Source organism: Paenibacillus turpanensis, assembly GCF_011421635.1.
Taxonomy (GTDB): Bacteria; Bacillota; Bacilli; order Paenibacillales; family YIM-B00363; genus Paenibacillus_AK; species Paenibacillus_AK turpanensis.
In genome coordinates this window covers 217,362-237,863 of record NZ_WTLI01000002.1, presented here as the reverse complement: position 1 = coordinate 237,863, position 20,502 = coordinate 217,362, and the positions used below count along the sequence as shown (strand labels likewise).

The following is a 20,502-nucleotide window of genomic DNA, read 5'->3' as shown; positions in this document are numbered from 1 at the left end:
CCCCGCAACACCAGCGGCGGCTGAAAGAGCTCTTCAGCGCGGAGGGATGTCCGAAGCTGGTTTCGGAGTGCGGCCGAGAAAGCCGCCGGGTCGAATCCGTTAACATTCGCCAAAGGAGACTTGTTCCGCCGCGGCGGGCAGTAACCAGGGTGGTACCGCGAGAAGCTGAAGCTATTCGTCCCTGACCAGTTCAGGGGCGTTTTTTGCATGTTTTTACCTATAAGGCAAATACGGCAAGTCAAATGAGGATTCAAGTAACGTTACGATACTTAGAGACGGTGGAGGGTTTTAACCAAATGAAAGCTAGTGAAATTCGCAGCAAATGGCTTCATTTCTTCGAAACGAAAGGCCATCATATCGAGCCGAGTGCTTCTTTAGTTCCACATAACGACCCGTCGCTGCTGTGGATTAACGCTGGTATGGCGCCGCTGAAAGCGTATTTCGACGGTCGGGTGAAGCCGGAAAATCCGCGCATCGCCAATTCGCAGAAGTGCATTCGGACAAATGATATTGAGAATGTCGGCAAAACGCGCCGTCACCATACGTTTTTTGAAATGCTCGGAAATTTCTCCATCGGCGATTATTTCAAAGAAGAGGCCATCACGTGGGCATGGGAGTTTTTGACCGGCAAAGAATGGATCGGCTTCGACCCGGAGCGCTTGAGCGTCACGATTCATCCGGAGGACGAAGAGGCCTTCAAGCTGTGGAACGAGAAGATCGGCATCCCGGCGGAGCGCATCTATAAGCTGGAGGACAACTTCTGGGATATCGGCGAAGGACCATGCGGACCTTGTACGGAGATTTTCTACGACCGCGGCCCGAAATATGGCGATTTGTCTGATCCAGAGTGTATCCCTGGCGGCGAAAACGAGCGCTTCCTGGAAATCTGGAACCTCGTGTTCTCGCAGTTTAACCATAACAAGGACGGCTCGTATACGCCGCTTCCGAACAAAAACATCGATACCGGCGCAGGGCTCGAACGTTTCGCTTCCGTGCTGCAGGACGTTGATTCCAACTTTGATACGGACCTGTTCCAGCCGATTATTCAGCGCACCTGCCAAATTGCCGGTGTTACCTACGGCATCAACAACGAGCATGATGTGGCGCTCAAAGTGATCGCCGACCATATCCGTACGGTTGCGTTCTCGGCAGCCGACGGCGTGCTTCCTTCCAACGAAGGGCGCGGATATGTCATTCGCCGCCTGCTGCGCCGCGCGGTACGTTACGGCAAGGTGCTGGGCATGGACAAGCCGTTCCTGTATCAGCTTACCTCTGTCGTAGGCGAGGTCATGGGCGAGCACTATCCGGACGTCGTGGAAAAACGCGAGTTCATCGAGAAGGTGATCCGTACCGAAGAGGAGCGTTTCCATGAGACGCTGTCCGAGGGCTTGTCCATCTTGAGCGGCATGATTGAAGCCGCGCGCAAGGAAGGACGAAGCGGAATTACGGGTGCGGAGGCGTTCCGTCTTTACGATACGTTCGGCTTCCCGCTTGATCTGACGGAGGATTTTGCAGCAGAGAACGGTATGACGATCGACAGGGAAGGCTTTGACGCTGCGATGGAAGAGCAGCGCGAGCGTGCCCGCTCGGCCCGCCAGGATTCGGGCAGCATGAAGGTTCAAGGCGGACCGCTGGCTGACTTCACGACTAAAAGTGATTTTGTTGGTTATAATGATTTGGTAACGAATGCTAAAATTATTGCCATCGTTGACGGGGATTCTCTGGTCGATGTGGCGGGACCGGGAGCGCAGGTTCAGGTCATTCTGGACCGGACGCCTTTCTATGCGGAAAGCGGCGGACAGGTGAGCGACTTCGGTACGCTGACTTCGGACGATACGGAGCTGCATGCCGTTGTGGAAGAAGTCAGCAAAGCGCCGCATGGACAGCATGTGCACCTGATCAAAGTGGAGCGCGGCACGATTCGCAGCGGCGGAACCGTGAAGGCAAGCGTGGCGTGGGATAAGCGCGACGACATCGTGAAAAATCATACCGCTACGCATCTTCTGCATAAAGCGCTGAAGGAAGTGCTTGGCGGGCATGTCAACCAAGCAGGATCCTTGGTAGAGCCGGATCGTCTGCGCTTCGACTTCTCCCATTTTGGCTCGGTAACGGCTGAGGAATTAGCGGATATTGAAAAGCGTGTGAACGAGCAGATTTGGAAGGGTACACAGGTGGACATCAGCTTGAAGCCGATTGCCGAGGCAAAGGCGATGGGCGCGATGGCGCTGTTCGGAGAAAAATACGGCGACATCGTCCGTGTCGTACAGGTGGGCGAATACAGCCTCGAGCTGTGCGGCGGCTGCCACGTGCAGAACACGGCGCAAATCGGCCTGTTCAAGCTCGTAAGCGAGAGCGGCATCGGCTCCGGAGTACGCCGGATCGAAGCGGTTTCCGGACGCCATGCGTACGAATACTTGGAAAGCCAAGTGCAGCTGCTCCGTGATACGGCATCGATGCTGAAGACGAGCTTAACAGAGGTGCCGAAGCGGGTTGACGCGCTTCAAGCGCAGCTGAAGGAGCTTGGACGCGAGAATGAATCGCTGAAAGCGAAGCTGAGCAGCATCGAGGCGGGCTCATTAACCGATCAGGTGAAGCAGGTTGCCGGCGTGCAGCTGTTGGCAGCGGAAGTGAATGCGGACATGGAAGGACTTCGCACCATTGTCGATGAAATGAAGGTGAAGATCGGCTCCGGGATCATCGTGGTCGGATCGGCTTCGGAAGGCAAGGTGAATCTTGTGGCTGCGGTTACTGCGGATCTTGTGTCGCAGGGCTTCCATGCCGGCAAGCTGATCAAAGAGGTTGCCTCGATTGTCGGTGGAAGCGGCGGCGGACGTCCGGATATGGCGCAAGCCGGGGGTAAGGAGCCGGCCAAGCTGCAGGAAGCAATCGCAGCGGTAGAAGCGCTGGTAGCAGCTCAGAAAGCGTAAAACTTTTTCCTTTAATTTCCTGAGGGAAAGGATTTTGCCGAGCTGGCATCGAATATATATCTTGGTATATAAACGGGGGTGTCGGTATGAATTACATGGATAAAACGATGAAATACGACGTAAGGGCCGACGAGCCGGAGTCGTCCTCTGAAGAAGTCATTTTGACCGTCTTCGATGCTCTCCAGGAGAAGGGGTATAACCCGATCAATCAAATAGTCGGTTATTTACTTTCCGGTGATCCGGCCTACATTCCTCGTCATAATAATGCAAGAAGCATTATCCGTAAGCGTGAGCGCGACGAATTGATTGAAGAATTGGTGAAATATTATCTTAATGGGCACCGTTCATGAGGATCATGGGATTGGATCTTGGAGACCGGACCATCGGAGTCGCCGTCAGCGACGCTTTCGGCTGGACCGCTCAAGGAGTAGAAGTTATTTCCCGTAAAACGCACGAGACCGACTTAGCAAGGTTAAAGCAGCTTATTGAAGAATACGAAGTAGGGGAAATCGTGCTGGGCCTGCCGAAGAATATGAACGGCTCCATAGGGCCCAGAGGCGAGCTTTGTATTGAATATGGTAAGATGCTGGAAAGCGTGTTTGGCTTACGGGTCATGATGTGGGATGAGCGGCTGACGACCGTATCCGCGGAACGAACTCTTTTGGAGGCGGACGTAAGCCGAAAGAAGAGAAAGGCGGTCATTGACAAAATGGCCGCTGCAATCATACTGCAAGGGTATCTGGATTCCAAAACCGTGAAAGGGTGAAGTAAAGTGGCGGACAACGAACACATGGAAGATTACGAGCCGGAAATTATTTTTATTCCGGATGAGGAAGGCAATGAGGAAGAATTCGAAGTTATTATGAAGTTTGAAGTGGACGGCTCTGAAGCGAAATATATGATGGTTGTCCCTGTAGACTCCGATGATGAGGAAGCAGATGAAGTGTACGCATTCCGCTATGAAGAGGAAGGCGACGATCTAAAGCTTTACACGATCGAAGACGAAGAGGAATGGAACATGGTTGAGGAGACGTTCAATACGCTTCTTGCCGAATCGGAAGAGGACTAAACGTTGAAGGAAGGCGGCCGCGGTGACGCAACCGAATGTGAAAGTACTGCATGATTTAAAAGACAGCTTTGGCAACGAAATCATCTTGTTTGACGAGCAGGGCGAATCGACGGCATATCGCATTTTGGCAGAATTCGAGCATGAAAGCCTTGCCTATGCGGTGATCCAATCGAAAGAACTGCAAAAGGAAGGCGAAGTGGCCATTTTCCGGATTGTCCGCAATGAAGACGGTGCCCCGGAGCTGGAAACGATCGAAGATGACGACGAGTGGGAAACGGTTTCGGAACTTTACGATGAAATGACGGTACCGTCCGATTTGGAGTAAGGTGTACCGTTCATCCTGTACGAAAGGGCGGCGAAAGCTGCTCTTTTTTGTCGTAGGTAGGAACAAATGGTAGTGGGGGCGATGTAAGTGAAAACACTGCTCTGGATCGCGGCCGCGTTAGCAGCCATTGCCGTATCAGGAGCGTCTTATATATACCAAGGCTTGCTGCCTGTAGAAGCAGGGACCGAGCCGGTAAAGCTCAGTGTGGCCGGAGGGTCGGGCTCGAAAGAAATTGCTCGTGCATTGGAACAGAACGGACTTATTAAAGATGATTTTATTTTTTTACTTTATCTGAAAGCAAATGGGCAGGGCAGCAGGTTTCAAGCCGGCGAATACGAAATGAAGCCGGGGCTGACATTACGAGAAATTGTGGATAAACTAAATAAAGGGGAAGTCGTTTCCGAGGAAACGATCCGCTTTACCATTCCCGAAGGTTATACTCTTCCGCAAATTATCGAACGTTTGACCGAACAGGGATTAAATCGGGACAAGCTGTGGTCGATTGCATCGGCAGTCCCTCCTTCTTTATCTTCGGACGCGGTGAAGAAAATACCGTCAGTCCCTGGCGTGAAGTACGTTCTTGAGGGATATTTATTTCCCGAGACTTACGAAATGCCGAAGGATTCGACGGAGCTTGAGGTGCTGGAGCGACTTGCCAAGGAGCTGGACCGCAAGCTGGCAGGGCTCCCGAACGGGTGGGAGCAGCAGCTTCAGGTGCTTGGTATAGATTTCCATGGGATGATGACCATAGCGTCTCTCATCGAACGCGAGGTCGCGGTTGCCCATGAAAAGAAGCTGGTGTCTGGTATCATCTATAACCGGCTTCGGGAAAAGATGCCGCTGCAAATTGATGCGACGGTGCAATACTTGTTTGAAAAACAAAAGGACAGACTTTATGAAAAAGACTTGCAGGTGGAAAGTCCGTATAATACGTATTTGAACAGCGGGCTTCCGCCTGGGCCGATTGCATCACCGGGACTGTCCTCCATTGAAGCTGCACTTTATCCGGAGCAAACCAAGTTTTTATTTTATGTGACAAAGAAGGACGGCTCGCGCGAGCATTTATTTGCCGAGACGTTTGAGCAGCATAAGAAAAATATTGCCGCAAGCAAGATGAATCAATAAAGTGATGAAGGAGGGCACACAAATGGCGGTAAAAAAGCCGAAGCTCATTGCAACGGCCGGCTCCCTGGAAGAAGCACGGGCGATGATGGATGCGGGAGCGGATGAGCTGAGTGTAGGGGATGCCCGTTATGGCTTACGAGTCCCCGGGCCGATGACGGCCGAACAAATTGCGGAGGTAATCCAGGAAGCGCACCGCAGGCAGGTGCGGGTTGTCGTATCCGTGAACAATATTATTAGCAACGAGGATTTGGACGGTGTCGCCGAATATTTGCAGGGGTTGGCCAAAGCCGGCGCGGATGCGATCGTATTCGGAGATCCTGCTGTGTTGATGGCAGCCAGAACGGATGCGCCGTCGCTGGAGCTGCATTGGAGTGCGGAAATGACCAGCACGAATTATGCCAGCGCCAATTATTGGGGCTCCAAGGGAGCGAAGCGTGTGCTGCTTGCCCGAGAGCTGAATCTGGAGCAAATCATCGATTTTAAACGTCACACAGATCTGGAAGTTCAGGTTCAGGTACATGGAATTACGAATATTTATCACTCCAAGCGTAAGCTTGTTACGAGCTATCAAAATCATATCGACTCGGAGCATGCCGGCGAGAAGGAACAGCTCAGCGCTGAAAGCGGGCTGGTGCTTGTCGAGCATGAGCGCCGTGACCAGCGTTACCCGGTGTATGAGGATTTACATGGGACGCATATTATGAGCTCAGAGGATTTTTGTATGCTGGAAAGCCTTCATGAGTTAATGGAAGGCGGAATCGACGTCTTTAAGGTGGAAGGCTTTATGAAGTCGATGGAATATAACCGGGTTGCTGTGGCCAGTTACCGCAAGGTGATTGACGCATATACGTCCGATCCTGCGGGGTATCAATTTAACGAAGCTTGGCTGGAGGAAATCCGCAAGGTTCAGGACCCTGAGCGTGAGCTGTCGTTCGGATTTTTATATAAGGAACAAGTGTATTAAGAAAAGAAAGAGGTGAGGGCCTGTGGTATCATCTACAGAAAATTCAAGCAAAAAGGCCGGTACAGGGAAGCGGATGCGTCTGGAAAAGCCGGAGCTGCTGGCACCGGCCGGAAATTTAGAGAAATTGAAATTTGCCGTACACTATGGTGCGGATGCGGTATATATCGGCGGTCAGCAGTATGGGCTTCGTTCCAATGCGGATAACTTTAGCTTCGAGGAAATGCGCGAGGGAGTCGAATTTGCGAAGCAATATGGGGCGAAGGTGTTTGTCGCTACGAATATTTATGCTCATAACGAGGATCTTCCGGGGGTCGAGGAGTATCTCCGCAACTTGTATGAAGCGGGCATCGCCGCGATTATCGTAGCCGATCCTGCAATCGTTCAGGTCGCGCTGAATGCGGTACCGGGCCTCGAGGTGCATTTGAGCACACAGCAGTCGACGATGAACTGGAGAACGGTGCAGTTTTGGAAAGAAGAAGGGCTTCCGCGCGTCGTACTTGCCCGCGAGACGAGTTTAGAAGACATTGTTGAAATTAAAAATAAAGTCGATATTGAAATCGAAGCGTTCATCCATGGGGCGATGTGCTCCTCCTGGTCGGGGCGCTGCGTGCTGTCTAACCATTTTACAGACCGTGATTCGAACCGGGGCGGCTGCTCGCAGTCGTGCCGCTGGAAGTATGATCTGTTCCAAGAGGATGCGCCGCTTTTCGAAGAAGGCAGCGATGCGTTCACGATGGGCTCTAAGGATTTGTGCATGATCGAGCATCTTCCAGAGCTGATCGAAGCGGGCGTGGACAGCTTCAAAATCGAGGGACGGATGAAGAGCATCCATTACGTCGCTTCGGTCGTTAATGCTTATCGGCAGGCGATCGATTCGTATATGGCTGATCCGGAAAATTATACGCTGAAGCAAGAATGGCTGGAGGAAATTCAGAAGGCGGCTAACCGTCCGGTGAATACAGGCTTCTTCTTTGACGAGCCGGATCATGAGGACCATATTTACGGTCCGGAAGAGAAAGCAGCGCCTTACGACTTTGCCGGCGTTGTGCGCGGGTATGACGAGGCGGCGGGCGTGGCGATCGTAGAGCAGCGCAACCATTTCCGCATCGGCGCCGAGGTGGAGTTTGTTTCCCCGGGAGCGGACACCTTTAAGCAGCAGGTTGAGGAAATGTGGGATCATGAAACGGGGGAACCGTTGTCCGTTGCCCGCCACCCGATGCAGCTGCTGCGGATTAAAGTGAAGCAGCCGGTGAAACCATTCGACATGATGCGCAAGAAAATATAGGTCCTTTCCAAAACCGCGGCTGCGAAGCCACGGTTTTTTTGTGCCAATTACAGGAAAAACGGATCAGTATTGTAGTGCTTTTTCCCTTATTTATTTCCAAAAAGTGGGGTTCCACTTACAGGAAATACGAATTCATGAAATAAAATAGTATCCAATGTCGAAAAATGCGTTTATAATAGTGACAGATGTAAGTGGTTTCATCCATACATAGGCAAACGGGAGGCTTTTATGAAACGCAAACTTCCACGGATTCAATTTAAATTTAAACTTCCAAAAGAGAAACTTTCAAAATTATCGAATGTGAAATGGGGTCGAGCTCTTGTAAGCGCTGCAAAGCAGACAGCAGCACTCGTACGGAAGGCTCGGATTCCGGAGCGCACAAAGCCATTACTTCAGAAGCTCCTCCAAAAGAACGGAGAAGTGAAGCTTTCTTCTATGAAGGGCTTCAACCCGCTAAAATCCGTTGGAACACAGCTTTTTGTGTTATTTTTAGCAAGCATCCTGATCTGTGTGTTGACAGTCGGTTTGCTATCCTATTCGAAATCGAAATCGATTATTGAGGAGAAGGTAGCCGGCGCCTCTCACCAAACGATCACGCAATCTGCAGAAAAGCTTGATTTAATTTTTAAACAATTTGATCAGCTCTCATTTCAAATTTTTCTTGATCCGCAAATCAAGGGTAATTTAGCAAATATGAAGGATCCAAATTTTTCGGATTACGATAAGATGCTGGCGGGAAAAGCCGTTGAAGAGAAGCTAAGCTCCTTTATGTTTTCGAATAATTCAATCAGTGGCATTTATATGATCTCTTTAAAGCCCGAGCTGCGTAACCTGTACAGCTCCGGATCGATTTCCAGTTTTGACATGTCAAATGAGCCGTGGTTCCAAAAAACCAAGGAGCTCGATGGAAAGCTGTATTGGGTCGAAACGAAGAAAGAGGGTCATATCGTAAAGAATAGTCCTACTTTCGGTGCGGCTAGAGTCATTAAGGACGCAAATTCAGGCTCCGGCGATTATGTGATGTTCCTTGAAATTAAGCTCGATATGCTTTCGAAGGAGATCGAATCTGTAAATTTGGGCGAGGGCAGCGAAATTTTCATGGTTGGTACGAGCAATAACATTATATTGTCCTCTCATGTCGATCAGATTGGCTCTGCATCAAGCATCGAATTAAAAGCGGACTCCGAGGATGTACCAGGAGAGAGCAAACAGGACGGAAAGCTGATTGTGTTTGATCCGTCGGAATCCACAGGCTGGACGCTGGTCGGTCAGATTCCGGTGAACGTACTCGTGAAAGAAGCGCAGTCCATATTTACTTTGACAATGATCATTGCCGTTATCGCTGCGATCATGGCTGTTGCCATTGGTTTTCTGGTTGCACGCCGGATCGGTACTCCTCTTGTACAGCTTAAAGAGCTTATGCAGCAGGGAGAGCAGGGCGACCTGACGGTTCGCTCGAACTTCAAGCGTGAAGATGAGATCGGTCTTGTCGGAGACAGCTTCAATCAAATGATGGACAAGATTACGCTGCTGCTGCAGCAAACGGCGAATACGGCACAAAGCGTGCTGGATACGGCTGGCGAGCTTTCCGATGTATCGAAGAAAACGGCGATATCGGCCCGGGAAATATCAGTCGCTACGGAAGAAATCGCAAGCGGCGCGTCCAGCTTGGCTACGGAAGCAGAGCGCGGCATGGATTTAACGACCATGATTGAGACCCGTGTCAAGCAGGTAGTGAGCGCGAATGCGCATATGGCCGGCGCTTCCCAAGAAGTCCAGCAGGCAAGCTCCAAGGGAACAGTCTACATGGTGGAATTAACGGCGAAGACGAATCAGACAGAGGAAATGACCCGTTCCATGGTGGAGAAGGTCGATAAGCTCAAGGAAAGCACACAGTCGATTCGTAAAATTTTGGAGATGCTGACTGGGATCTCGAAGCAGACCAATATTTTGTCCCTGAATGCCACGATCGAGGCGGCTCGGGCTGGTGCAGCCGGTAGAGGCTTCATGGTCGTTGCCGATGAAATTCGCAAGCTTGCGGATCAATCGAGGGAGTCCATCGATGTCGTCGGACAAATTACGGATAAGATTCAAGTGGAAATCGATGAGACGGTTAGTGTGCTTACGGAAGCTTATCCGATGTTCCAGCAGCAAATTCAATCCGTGAAAGAAGCGAGCGAGATCTTTGACCAAGTGGAGGAACGGATGGCCGGCCTCGTAACGCAGCTGGATGAGGTGACTGGATCGGTATCTGACCTGGAGAAATCGCAGCGCGTTCTGACGGATGCAATGAGTAACGTAAGCGCTGTGGCCGAAGAGTCGTCTGCAACCTCACAAGAGGTGGCGTCGCTGAGCACGGAGCAGCTGAGCATCAGTGAAGGCCTGGTACGTTTGTCGGACAAGCTGGAATCGGTGTCGGTTACGCTGCGCGAATCGTTGTCCCAGTTTAAAGTATCGTAATGGCATGCATAATCGGGAGGCGGCTAGGAAAAACTGGAACGGATATTTCTTGATCCGAAGGGTGATTCCGAATGCGCCAGCACCGAATATTTATTGCACTTCTATCTATATGCATCGTTTTTGCCGTGCTCGCGGGGAGGCTGCTTTGGCTGCAAACCGCGGGCACGGCTCTTTTATCGAGGGCATCCGTTGACCAGCGGAAAGCCGGTTTTATTTTGGATACCGGGCGGGCGCAGTTTTACGATCAGAGCGGCGCTCCGTTGACCGGGTACCTGGAACATCGGGCAGCGCTTTTTCCAGTTCTAGAGCAGCGCTCGCTGCAGCCTTCGCAGCACAAGGACATAGCGCGGGTGCTTAACGTTCCGGTGCGGCAGTGGATTACCTTCTACCAAGAGGTACAGAGAACACTGCAGCCGGCCATGTGGAGTGCAGCTTTGACGAAAGACCAGCAGCGCCAAATCCGGGAGGCGGATTTTCCCGGCCTCCGAGTGGTCGAGGTGAACCGGCGCTACGCTCAGGACGGGCTTGCTTCCCATCTAATCGGTTATATGAGCGAGCAGCCGATCCTGCTAAAGCAGTATAAGGAGGATCTTCAACGAGGGATTTTGCGCGAATCGAGTCCTTTGGGCGCATCGGGGCTGGAACGTTCGCTGGATCGGCTGCTTCATGGCATTGGTCCAACCACGGTATTCTTCTATACCGATGGCTTAGGAAGGCCGATGCATGGACTCGATTTGCGATATTCAGCGCCGCAAAGCAGTTATTATCCGTTAAAGGTCATGACCACACTGAATAAGGAGCTTCAAGCGGACGTCGAACGCATATTGCAGCGTAATGGCATCCGGCAAGGAGCGGCAGTAGTGCTGGAGGCGGAAACCGGCAGCGTTGCCGCTATGGCCAGTGTGCCTGAATTTACACCGGAATCCGTCGATCCGGATGACGAGCATTGGGCAAATCGCGCGTTAAAGGCAATTACCCCGGGATCCGTCTTTAAGCTTGCCGTCGCGGCTGCGGCGCTCGAGCATCATGTCGTCTCGCCGGATGAGCAATTTGAATGCAGCGGGGAGTGGGGCAAGTACGGCTTTTCCTGCTGGAAAAAAGGCGGTCATGGACAGCTTAGCTTCGAAGAAGCGTTTGCGCATTCGTGCAACATTGTGTTTGGCAAGGTCATGCTTAGGCTTCCGGAAGGCGCTGTATCGCGCGCGGCGGAACAGCTGGGGCTGGTTCATCCGGTCGGATGGAAAACCGATGCGTTCCGCGATGGGCAGCCGCTCGTTCAATTTGCCGAGGAGGAAAGCGGCACGATTTTTGCCGGAGACGTAAGCACAACAGATGAAGGGATCCTGCTGCAAACGGCCATCGGTCAGCGGGATGTACGGATTACGCCGCTGCAGGCGGCAAATGCAGCCGCCTCCATCGCAGCGGGGAAAGCTCCCCAGGCAGTGAGAGCCGTTCAAGAAATTCGCTATGCGGATGGACGCCTGCAGGCCAGATTCCCTTCTCAGCCTGCGCGAGAAGGCATTTCGCCTTTGTCGGAGGCGACTTACTCGGCACTGCGCCGTATGATGCGGCTGACGGTTACCGATGGTACCGCATCCTCGCTGAAGAGCAGCATGCTGCCGGTTTCCGGCAAAACAGGAACGGCCCAGGTTGGCGGCGGTTCGGATCGGGTGCATCAGTGGTTTGTCGGGACGGTAGAGGTGAAGGGAAGGCGCTACGCATTGGCTGTCGTTGAGGAAAACCGCAGCCCGAACAGTGCGAGCGCGGCCTTGGCCGCGGTGAAAGATATTGTCTCTGTCTTGAAAAGTAGGCTATAATGACTAGGATAGCGCACCACGAAGGGAGAACAAGCAGTGGGCAATCTGCTGATATGGCTCTTTTATTTCTTTTCGTTATATGCCTTTTTGCCGGGGCTGGTCAGCCGTTTGTTCGGTTACAGGGTGTTGAAACGGGGAGGCGTGGGTTCGGGCATCGCACTGACGTTTGACGACGGCCCTGACCCCGTCTATACGCCGATGCTTCTGGATTTGCTGAAACGGCACAAGGTGAAGGCAACGTTTTTCATCATTGGCAGAAATGCTGAGCTTTACCCCCACATCATTAAACGGATGCACGAGGAAGGTCATATCATCGGCATACATAACTATACGCATCGCAGCAATTGGCTAATGCAGCCAAAAACCGTTAAGCAGCAAATTGCGAAGACAGCCGAGATCATCCATTCGATAACAGGAGCTCAGCCTGTTTTCTACAGGCCGCCTTGGGGGATTTTAAATCTTTTCGATTTTGCCACCCGCCACCATTACCAAATTGTATTATGGTCCGTGATGGTTGGAGATTGGAGGAGCAGGGTCGGGACGAAGCGTTTGAAGGAGCGGCTGCTGAAGCGCCTCCGCGCCGGTCAAATTATTCTTCTGCACGACTGCGGCCTTACCTTTGGGGCAAATGAGGATGCACCGAAGTACATGCTTGAGGCGCTGGAGGAGTACATTCCCGAAGTCACTCGGCAGGGATACCGTTTTGTCGGTGTAGACAGCTTAGTGCAGGATCGCAGCTCCGCACCCGGACGTCTCAGCTTGTTGGGAAAAGAATTGCTCGTTTCGCTGTGGTTGGGCTGGGAAAAGGTTTATCATGTCTTATTTAAGCTCAAGCCCGTGTCGCCGAAGGACAGCTTCCTGCATTTACGGATAACAAGGTATTCCGGTCCGCCGATCCGTCTCAACAACGGTGAAGTGCTGCAGAGCGGTGATAAGGTGGCGGAAATTCATCTCGACAACGGAATCCTTTATCAGCTTGGATCGAAATCCCGTTCGTCCATGCATTTGGCGATTCAGCTGATTCGAGCGATGGATCGGGCCTTGCCTCACTTAGTTGTGATGCTGCGGCAGCGTTCGGATCTCGCGCAAATTAAAGCATTGTACGGAGTTACGATGATTAACCGGGGGGTAGAGCAGTTCGGTTTTACGGTGACTGAACTGCCCAAAGGAACATTTGCGGTCTTATCGAAATGGTATTTAACACTTCTTATGAACGTCATTCATCCACGGGGGAAAGAACGTCTTCATGAACGCAGCGAGCTGCTCGTTCCGAAAATTTTAGCGATGTCTATGACTGAGCTTACCGCACGGTACGGGGCGCAGGCCGAATCGGCGGCTACCCGAACTGCGCAATGATAGGCGGCCGACGGGGCCGCTTCTTTTTTTGTCTTGGTAGAAAGGCATTTTCTGGGGATACTAGCCCCATAGGATAGGAGAAGAAAACGACTATGGAAAACAATCATGAAAATGGACAAGCGATAACCCTGTATGAACATATTGGCGGGGAAACGACAATACGCCGTTTGGTGGATGCGTTCTACGACCGTGTGGCAGTCAATGAGGTTATCGGCCCCTTGTTTACCGGTGGTTTCGAAGAAATCAAACGGAAGCAATTTATGTTCTTGACCCAATTTACAGGTGGTCCTGCGTTGTTCACGATGGAATTTGGACATCCGATGATGCGCGCCCGCCATATGCGGTTTCCAATCACACCGGCCGCGGCCGAAGCTTGGCTTTCGTGCATGCGTGGAGCGATGGATGAAATCGGTTTGGAGGGGGAAGCGCGCAGCTTTTTGTACGAGCGGTTAACACAGGTTGCTCACTTTATGGTGAATACAGCAGAGGGAGGCGAAGCTTCGCAGTGATTCATGCCTATACACATGTGAAATGGTTTACGGGAAAATGGCAGGACCCGCTGCCCATGCCGGATGTAGTGACGGGCTCGTTTTTGTTTTGGCTCGGCGTAACGCTGGCAGGGCTTTTATTGTCCGCTGTGTTTAACGAACCGCTGCAGCGAATTTCCTTCATTGCGGGGATTCATCGCAGGCTCGACAGCGCTCAGCCGTATATTGCAGCAATCCTGCGCATTGGGCTTGCGCTTAGTATTGTGTTTCAGCTGATCACGAACAGCTTTCTTTCACCTGAGCTTGTGGCCGACCAGCCTTGGATAACGGTGCTGCTGGTGCTGGTATTGGCGGGGCTCGTGCTGCAAAGGACGCTGCCTTTAAGCGCTCTGTTCCTCAGTATCCTGTACGGAACAGCGATCGCTAAGTACGGCTTGTTCCATGCGCTGGACTACGTGTTTTATGTCGGCATCATTTACTTTTTGGTGGTATGGAATACGAAGCTTCGGCCCACGGCAACACCGGCTTTATATTTTTTTACGGGGCTTTCCCTAGCTTGGGTTGCTTTGGAAAAAATGACGATGCCGGAGCTTGCCTACGATATCGTGGTTGGGCACGGCATCCCGACCTTCGGCTTTTCGGTTGAGGATTTTGTACTGATCTCCGCATTTATTGAAATGGGGCTTGCTTGGACATTCATTGTGGGAATCTTAAGCCGGTTCATTTCGATCGTAGTGACGCTTGTATTTATTGCAACAACAACGGTGTTCGGCTTTAAAGAAATTGTCGGGCATACGATCGTTCACACCCTGCTCATTATGTTTCTTATCGAAGGAGAAGGGACTTTTAAAACTCCGTTTCAATTTCATCGCTCTCCGGGACTGCGATACTTGTTTGTATTAGTTAATTTTTGCCTACTGTTGTTCGGTTTAATGGCGCTTTACGTGGCGATGGCGCCTCAATCATGATAAAATGAAAAAATCAAACACTGGTTAACTATTCCAAGCCGTAGGAGGAAATACGTTGAGAGACCCTCGTTTCGTCACCTTTGCGAAAAATATTTTGAATTATTCTGTTCGGCTTCAGCCAGGCGAAAAGCTGCTGATCGATTTAATCGGGCTGAAAGATCATGAGGTTGCAAAATGCTTTATCGAAGAAGCTTACGCCATCGGTGCGCAGCCATTTGTACATATCCAGGACCCATCGTTAAACCGTTCGTTGTACATGAAAGCGGGCGAAGAGCAATATAAAAAGCAGGCTGAATTTGACCTGTACCGGATGAAGCAAATGGACGCTTATGTGGCTGTCCGCAGTGGAGATAACGTATCCGAGCTGTCCGATGTGCCCGAAAAGCAGATGCAGGCGTTCCTCAGCTTTGCACAGCGTCCGGTATACGACGAACGAATTAATAATACCAAGTGGTGCGTGATGCGCTACCCGAGTCCGAATATGGCGCAAATGGCCGGCATGAGCACGGAAGCGTTCGAGGATTTTTATTTTAAAGTGTGCAATTTGGATTATGGTAAAATGTCGGAGGCGATGGATCCTCTTGTGGATTTGATGCAGCGGACCGATCAAGTCCGAATTACAGCACCTGGCACGGACCTGACCTTTTCGATAAAAGGCATTCCGGCGATCAAATGTGCAGGCGCAAACAATATCCCGGACGGCGAGGTGTTCACGGCGCCAGTGAAAAATTCCGTAAACGGCACGATCACCTACAACACGCCAACGGTGTACGAAGGCTCGAATTTTGAGAATGTAAAGCTTCGCTTCGAAAACGGAAAAATTGTTGAGGCGACAAGCAGCGATACGAAGCGGTTGAATGATATTTTGGACACGGATGAGGGCGCTCGATTTATCGGAGAATTCGCAATTGGCGTAAATCCGTTTATTCAAAAGCCGATGCGCGACATCCTTTTTGACGAGAAGATTGACGGAAGCTTCCACTTTACCCCAGGTAAGGCATATGAGGATGCGGATAACGGCAATCGTTCTTCCGTCCATTGGGACATGGTGCAAATTCAGCGTCCGGATTACGGCGGCGGCGAAATTTATTTTGACGGCGTGCTGATCCGTAAGGACGGTCGGTTTGTTATCCCTGAGCTTCAAGCGCTGAATCCAGAAAACTTGAAGTAACGAACAAAAAGCGGTTACCGGAGGCATCGTCCTTGTCCGGTCCGCTTTTTTTAATACAGCTCTGGTTTTTTGATGTGATCATGCATCATGTCGATATAAATGCCGCCCTGCGCATCAAGCTCCATTAAAAAAATGCGCTCCGGCCGTAAATTACCGCGTATGCGAAGCGTATCATGAAGCCACTCTGTGGTAAGGTTAGCATACTTTAAATTGTTATATTGGATTTCACCATCCAGCACTAGAGGCAAACAGATGCTTTCCTTTGGAGTCGGAAGCTCGAGATCCTTCGCTTTTAATGGGCGCTCCTGCGACTTAGGGATAACCGACAGACTTCCGTTCGGTTCGATTAAGGCAAATTCGACCTCCGAGATGCTGGAGTATCCTTGGGAGCGAAGCATGGATAAGAAGAACGGAAGGTTGATATTTGTTTTGCGCAGCGCTTTTCGGTCAATTTTTCCTTGGACTACGATGACATCCGGCTGCGAATCCAGCTTATAAAACCATTTGCTGAGCGCCATCCAGCTCACTAGATAGGTGCAAAGGCTAATGACTAAGACGCCGATCGTTGCCTTAAAGGGCACCTTATAGGAGATCGGCTCGGCAGCAACCGTGGCCAGCAGAAGCAGCCCTGCGAGCTCATAACCGGTCATCTGGGCGATCGTTTTTTTGCCGAGAAAGCGAATGCCCGTCCAAGCGGCGACAAACATGACCAGGCAGCGGCTAATGTAAACGATCAATTCGGACAGATCGGCTGCACACTCCTTTGGCTCAAGGTTCGGGGATCCACTTCAGCAGCGTCTTCCATTTCTCCTGCATCACATGTGCTTCAATGACTGCCTCGGCTTCATCTTTGGAACGGACGGAGCCTTGCAATCGGCTTAAGCTGTCCTCAATCGATTCAAAATCTTCTGTTGCGAAATGAAACATGGCCAGCATCCGCAGACGGCGCCACAATTGGTTTGTCTCCTCCACGGTTTGTTCCGCTTGATCCCACGCCTGCTCCTGCGATTCCTGAATTAGGTTATCCATGTAAGTAAGCAGAGTGGGCTCCTTTCGGAACAACGTTTGCTGCACCGCAAAGAACCCGCCGAATAGAAGCAAAATGAAAGTAAGAAGAGAAAAGGTAATCCATTTGGTGCGCAAGAGTACCAGCCTCCATTAATGGGTCTCTTGTCCGAAAATCGGGTTATTTTCACCCGGATTGAGCTTATCGTGATTTTTTAGAACCTGCTCCGCATGCTCAGAAGCATTACGAGTATCGGTCTTCGCCTTCGGAGCGTTCATATTTTTGTTTTTGTTCATACGATCACCTCCCATCGATGAGAGTAGTTTTTGTAACCATCGTAAAAATATGTAATAGGATGAAGGCCAAAAAATCCGCTGACCTGTAATCAGCGGATAGGCTTGGAAACTTATTGATGCATGTGGTTGTTCATGCCATGCATCGTGTTCATTGTATTCGGGGAACGCATTGCATTTGTATTCATCGTATTGTGCATGTTGTTCATGCCCATACCGCCCATGTGCATCGCATTCATCCCCATCATTGCACCTTGAGACGGCTGGTAAGCTTGAATCATGTTTTGCGTCGTTACTTCTTTCATTGTCGGAACTTGATAGTATCCGTTTTGATTCATGTATTGCCATACTTCATATGCCATTTCCGCACAATTTATTGCACTTTGCTGCATGATGCGGCGAAGATCAGGGTCGGAGCACTCAAGCGCACCGATCATTTTGAAAGCAGCGCCGGATTTATGCAGGCTCAGCATTGCGCAGGAAATATCTTGATCGTTTAATTGATTCATCGATTGGTTCGGCGCAAGCGGACCTGGGTTGCGCAGGCCGTATTGCGGCTGGAAATTTTTCGGCGCACGGTAAGGTACTGCATCAACGCGGCCTTGACCGTTTAATGCTTGAACCATCAAGTTGTATTCATCGTTGACAAAAGCGAGCTGATGGTCGAGGATTTGCGCCAGTTTTGCGTCCTGAACATGCGGACGGTACAACTGTAGGTTGTTGATCATGTTAATGCCTTCGGACAAAACCTCATGGACTTCCAATACTTCATGTGCGCCTAACTTATGGTTCATTCGGGTATAGCCTCCTACATTAAATTGGTATTTCTTACCGTCAAATAGTATTCACGGAGATAGGGTCAACTATTCATCTCAGAATGCATTTTTCTAGTGAGCCTTTCTAAGTAAGCTATTACTGCAAATGCTTCGGAACGGGCTTGGCATGCTGCTTTGTTTGGGTTTCTACAAACAGCGGCGGGTAGTCGTTGCTCGGAAGCTGGGCATCCGGCTTTGGCAAATGCAGCTGTTCGGCCAGCCATAATTTAAGATTGTCCAGATCTTCTTTGGTAGCGGGCTGTTTCGCCGGCTTCAAGGAATAACCGAGCTGGCCATTCGTTTCCAGTGTTGCGTATGCGACGTCATCGATCGATTTGATGCCGTTTTGTCTCAACCTTGTTTCTAAGCGGTCAACGGAAATGCGCATTTTTTTCATTTGCTTCTCTTGAATTTTTCCGTTGATTACGATAGGGACGCCTTTGCCTGTAACGAGAGATTCAAACCAGTCGACCTTAGTTTCCAGGTATTCGGTAAGTACCATAGCGAGGACCAAAATAAGACCGACCCCGAAAGTAACACCTAAGCCTTGGCCGGTCAGCGGCTGAATCAGTAAGGAGCCGATACCGATCATTACAACAACCTGTGCAAGATTCATTTGTGAAATGGACTTTCGTCCGCCGATCCGCAATAGGAGCGTGCCCACGAAGAAAACGAGAAGTGTTTGCCACACCCAACTCCATTGCATAGTGCGTATCCCTGCCTTTCTGTAAGGTTGAATTTTACAATTAGCGTTTCCCTTTCCAGAAAACGAGATACATTCGATGAAAACTTTGACCATTCGGAGAAAATAATAGTAACTATTTTTGAAATATGTCGAATTAGAAGGTTTGAGTGAGCTTTGTGTCGAATCCTATAGGATTGCAAAATTATGACAGCCGGGAGTGAATGTTTATTTATGTCATTAATGTCGTCGGAACAATTCGTGGAGCTGCACAAAAGAAACAGATTGATGATTATGTTACTATTCGGGGCTATTCTCCTTGGAATGGGGGTAGCTTCAGTATCGATTAAAATCACGCTGGCGATCTTCGGTTTGCCTGTTGGAGTCCTTTGCTTGATTTTGAATTGGAAACGAATCGCCGTGCCTTATATCATGTATTTAGTATCCTTAGGGCTAAGTATTTTAACATTTTTCTTCATTAAAGACGCTGCTCAATTCAGCAATTTATTAATTTTATTTTTTGCCTTCGCGCTTATTTCGATTTATCAGAACTATCGTCCGCTGCTAGTCAACGGTGTGATGGGCATTGCCATGATCAATTATTTTTTACATACGAATGAAATTTTTCAAGCAGAAAAAGCACTGTATATGAATGTGTATTTGGTCATTATATTGGCTTCCTTACTGGCACAGTGTATCATTGGCGAGAAAATAGCAAGGAGACAGGAGGCTGCGGCCGCCGCATCGGAAGAGGCCAAAGCGCGTGTGGAGAAAGTGTTGACGGAGGTTAAAGCTTCCGTCGAGGTGTTAGGGAAATCGGTAGGGATACTTAATAAAAATGCGACAGATACAGGGGAAATCACGAATCAGCTCGTCTCGGCGTTCGACGAAATCGCGAGAGGAATTGAAACACAATCGGCAAGTGTATCAGATATCTCTGATGCCATTCAGCAGGTAAATGACAATGTGCGCACGGCAACGGACGCCTCTATTCAATTAAGCGATAAAGCAATAACGACCTCGGCATATACAACGGAAGGACAAACAAAGATGGAGGAGCTGTCCGGGAAAATCGAAGAAATTAACGACATTGTTGTCAATACTTCCGGTGTAATGAATGAGGTGAATGAAGAAAATCAAAAGATCGGGAGCATTGTATCAACTATCCGGGAAATCGCGGAACAAACCAATCTATTGTCCTTGAACGCTTCCATAGAAGCCGCGCGGGCAGGCGAGCACGGGCGCGGATTTTCGGTTGTCGCCACGGAAATTCGCAAGCTGGCGCAGCTTGCGCAGGATGCATCGACCGATATATCGGGCATTCTCGGCTCGATTCAACAACGTGTGCAGCATGCCTCTTTGCTCGTGCAGAACGGACTGGACGCTACGGAAGTAGGGAAAGCCTCGGCTCATAATGTAGAACGTTTATTCGCCGAAATTAATCTCAATACGGCTGAAGTGATGGAGCAGGCGGAGCAAATCCGCGATCAGAACAGCAGGCTGCAGCAGTCTTCGCAAACCGTTGTGCAGGAGGTATCCACGGTTGCAGCATTTACAGAGCAAACGGCCGCATCGGTTCAAGAGGTATTGGCAAGCTCCACAGTACAGCAGCAGCATATGAATGAAATTGTGGAATCGATACATCGGCTGAAGGATATGATGAGAAGATTAGAAGAGGTTGTTCAGTAGGTTCGGTATTGAATGTTAACGAGCTTTCTTGTGAACGAACAGTAGCGAATGGATACGGCTAG

The 20,502-nt window shown here is 50.3% G+C and carries 20 protein-coding genes; 15 read left to right on the top strand and 5 right to left on the bottom strand.

The annotated features are described in order from the left end of the window. The first annotated feature begins 296 nt into the window (after positions 1-296). The 14 genes from alaS (at position 297) to GQS10_RS02635 (ending at position 15,955) form a co-directional block, all read left to right on the top strand. Entirely contained in the window at positions 297-2,927 is a 2,631-nt protein-coding gene (alaS, locus tag GQS10_RS02700) for an alanine--tRNA ligase (protein WP_166238736.1), read from the top strand. Between the two features lie 86 nt (positions 2,928-3,013). Continuing rightward, positions 3,014-3,277, top strand: a complete 264-nt coding sequence (locus GQS10_RS02695) for an IreB family regulatory phosphoprotein (protein WP_166238734.1) — start codon at positions 3,014-3,016, stop codon at positions 3,275-3,277. Further along, positions 3,274-3,693 carry a Holliday junction resolvase RuvX gene (gene ruvX, locus GQS10_RS02690; RefSeq protein ID WP_166238732.1) on the top strand — a complete coding sequence of 140 codons (420 nt, stop codon included), beginning with the start codon at positions 3,274-3,276 and terminating at the stop codon, positions 3,691-3,693. The genes GQS10_RS02695 and ruvX overlap by 4 nt, the downstream gene beginning before the upstream one ends. A gap of 24 nt (positions 3,694-3,717) precedes the next feature. Then, entirely contained in the window at positions 3,718-3,996 is a 279-nt protein-coding gene (locus tag GQS10_RS02685) for a DUF1292 domain-containing protein (protein ID WP_207952106.1), read from the top strand. Between the two features lie 22 nt (positions 3,997-4,018). Beyond that, positions 4,019-4,321: a DUF1292 domain-containing protein gene (locus tag GQS10_RS02680; RefSeq protein ID WP_166238728.1), complete on the top strand. Its 303-nt coding sequence runs from the start codon at positions 4,019-4,021 to the stop codon at positions 4,319-4,321. Positions 4,322-4,408: 87 nt separating this feature from the next. Then, the gene (mltG, locus tag GQS10_RS02675) at positions 4,409-5,446 is read left to right on the top strand and encodes an endolytic transglycosylase MltG (protein WP_166238726.1); all 1,038 of its coding nucleotides are present in this window, start codon (positions 4,409-4,411) and stop codon (positions 5,444-5,446) included. 22 nt (positions 5,447-5,468) lie between these two features. Next, a complete protein-coding gene (locus tag GQS10_RS02670) occupies positions 5,469-6,410 on the top strand; it encodes a peptidase U32 family protein (protein WP_166238724.1) in 942 nt (313 codons plus the stop codon). Between the two features lie 73 nt (positions 6,411-6,483). Beyond that, entirely contained in the window at positions 6,484-7,695 is a 1,212-nt protein-coding gene (locus tag GQS10_RS02665; RefSeq protein WP_166238928.1) for a peptidase U32 family protein, read from the top strand. Positions 7,696-7,995: 300 nt separating this feature from the next. Beyond that, positions 7,996-10,155, top strand: coding sequence for a methyl-accepting chemotaxis protein (locus tag GQS10_RS02660; RefSeq protein WP_341804996.1), 2,160 nt, complete (start codon positions 7,996-7,998; stop codon positions 10,153-10,155). A gap of 71 nt (positions 10,156-10,226) precedes the next feature. Then, the gene (locus GQS10_RS02655; RefSeq protein WP_166238722.1) at positions 10,227-11,972 is read left to right on the top strand and encodes a peptidoglycan D,D-transpeptidase FtsI family protein; all 1,746 of its coding nucleotides are present in this window, start codon (positions 10,227-10,229) and stop codon (positions 11,970-11,972) included. 36 nt (positions 11,973-12,008) lie between these two features. Next, positions 12,009-13,328: a YkoP family protein gene (locus GQS10_RS02650; RefSeq protein WP_166238720.1), complete on the top strand. Its 1,320-nt coding sequence runs from the start codon at positions 12,009-12,011 to the stop codon at positions 13,326-13,328. Positions 13,329-13,420: 92 nt separating this feature from the next. After that, entirely contained in the window at positions 13,421-13,837 is a 417-nt protein-coding gene (locus GQS10_RS02645) for a globin domain-containing protein (protein ID WP_166238718.1), read from the top strand. Continuing rightward, positions 13,834-14,784, top strand: a complete 951-nt coding sequence (locus GQS10_RS02640; protein WP_341804995.1) for a hypothetical protein — start codon at positions 13,834-13,836, stop codon at positions 14,782-14,784. Before GQS10_RS02645 ends, GQS10_RS02640 begins: the two co-directional genes overlap by 4 nt. A 55-nt stretch (positions 14,785-14,839) precedes the next feature. After that, entirely contained in the window at positions 14,840-15,955 is a 1,116-nt protein-coding gene (locus tag GQS10_RS02635) for an aminopeptidase (RefSeq protein ID WP_166238716.1), read from the top strand. Between the two features lie 50 nt (positions 15,956-16,005). Here the strand turns inward: GQS10_RS02635 and GQS10_RS02630 are convergent, their stop codons facing one another. From GQS10_RS02630 to GQS10_RS02610, 5 genes are all read right to left on the bottom strand, one after another. Continuing rightward, positions 16,006-16,692: a DUF421 domain-containing protein gene (locus GQS10_RS02630; RefSeq protein WP_166238714.1), complete on the bottom strand. Its 687-nt coding sequence runs from the start codon at positions 16,690-16,692 to the stop codon at positions 16,006-16,008. A gap of 31 nt (positions 16,693-16,723) precedes the next feature. Next, the gene (locus tag GQS10_RS02625) at positions 16,724-17,098 is read right to left on the bottom strand and encodes a DUF4363 family protein (protein WP_166238712.1); all 375 of its coding nucleotides are present in this window, start codon (positions 17,096-17,098) and stop codon (positions 16,724-16,726) included. Between the two features lie 15 nt (positions 17,099-17,113). Continuing rightward, positions 17,114-17,257 carry a hypothetical protein gene (locus GQS10_RS02620; protein ID WP_166238710.1) on the bottom strand — a complete coding sequence of 48 codons (144 nt, stop codon included), beginning with the start codon at positions 17,255-17,257 and terminating at the stop codon, positions 17,114-17,116. A gap of 110 nt (positions 17,258-17,367) precedes the next feature. Continuing rightward, the gene (locus tag GQS10_RS02615; RefSeq protein WP_166238708.1) at positions 17,368-18,048 is read right to left on the bottom strand and encodes a spore coat protein; all 681 of its coding nucleotides are present in this window, start codon (positions 18,046-18,048) and stop codon (positions 17,368-17,370) included. A gap of 118 nt (positions 18,049-18,166) precedes the next feature. Beyond that, a complete protein-coding gene (locus GQS10_RS02610; protein ID WP_166238706.1) occupies positions 18,167-18,775 on the bottom strand; it encodes a DUF421 domain-containing protein in 609 nt (202 codons plus the stop codon). A 264-nt stretch (positions 18,776-19,039) separates the two neighbouring features. Here GQS10_RS02610 and GQS10_RS02605 point away from each other — a divergent pair, with 264 nt between their 5' ends. Beyond that, entirely contained in the window at positions 19,040-20,440 is a 1,401-nt protein-coding gene (locus tag GQS10_RS02605) for a methyl-accepting chemotaxis protein (RefSeq protein ID WP_166238704.1), read from the top strand. Positions 20,441-20,502: the final 62 nt, after the last annotated feature.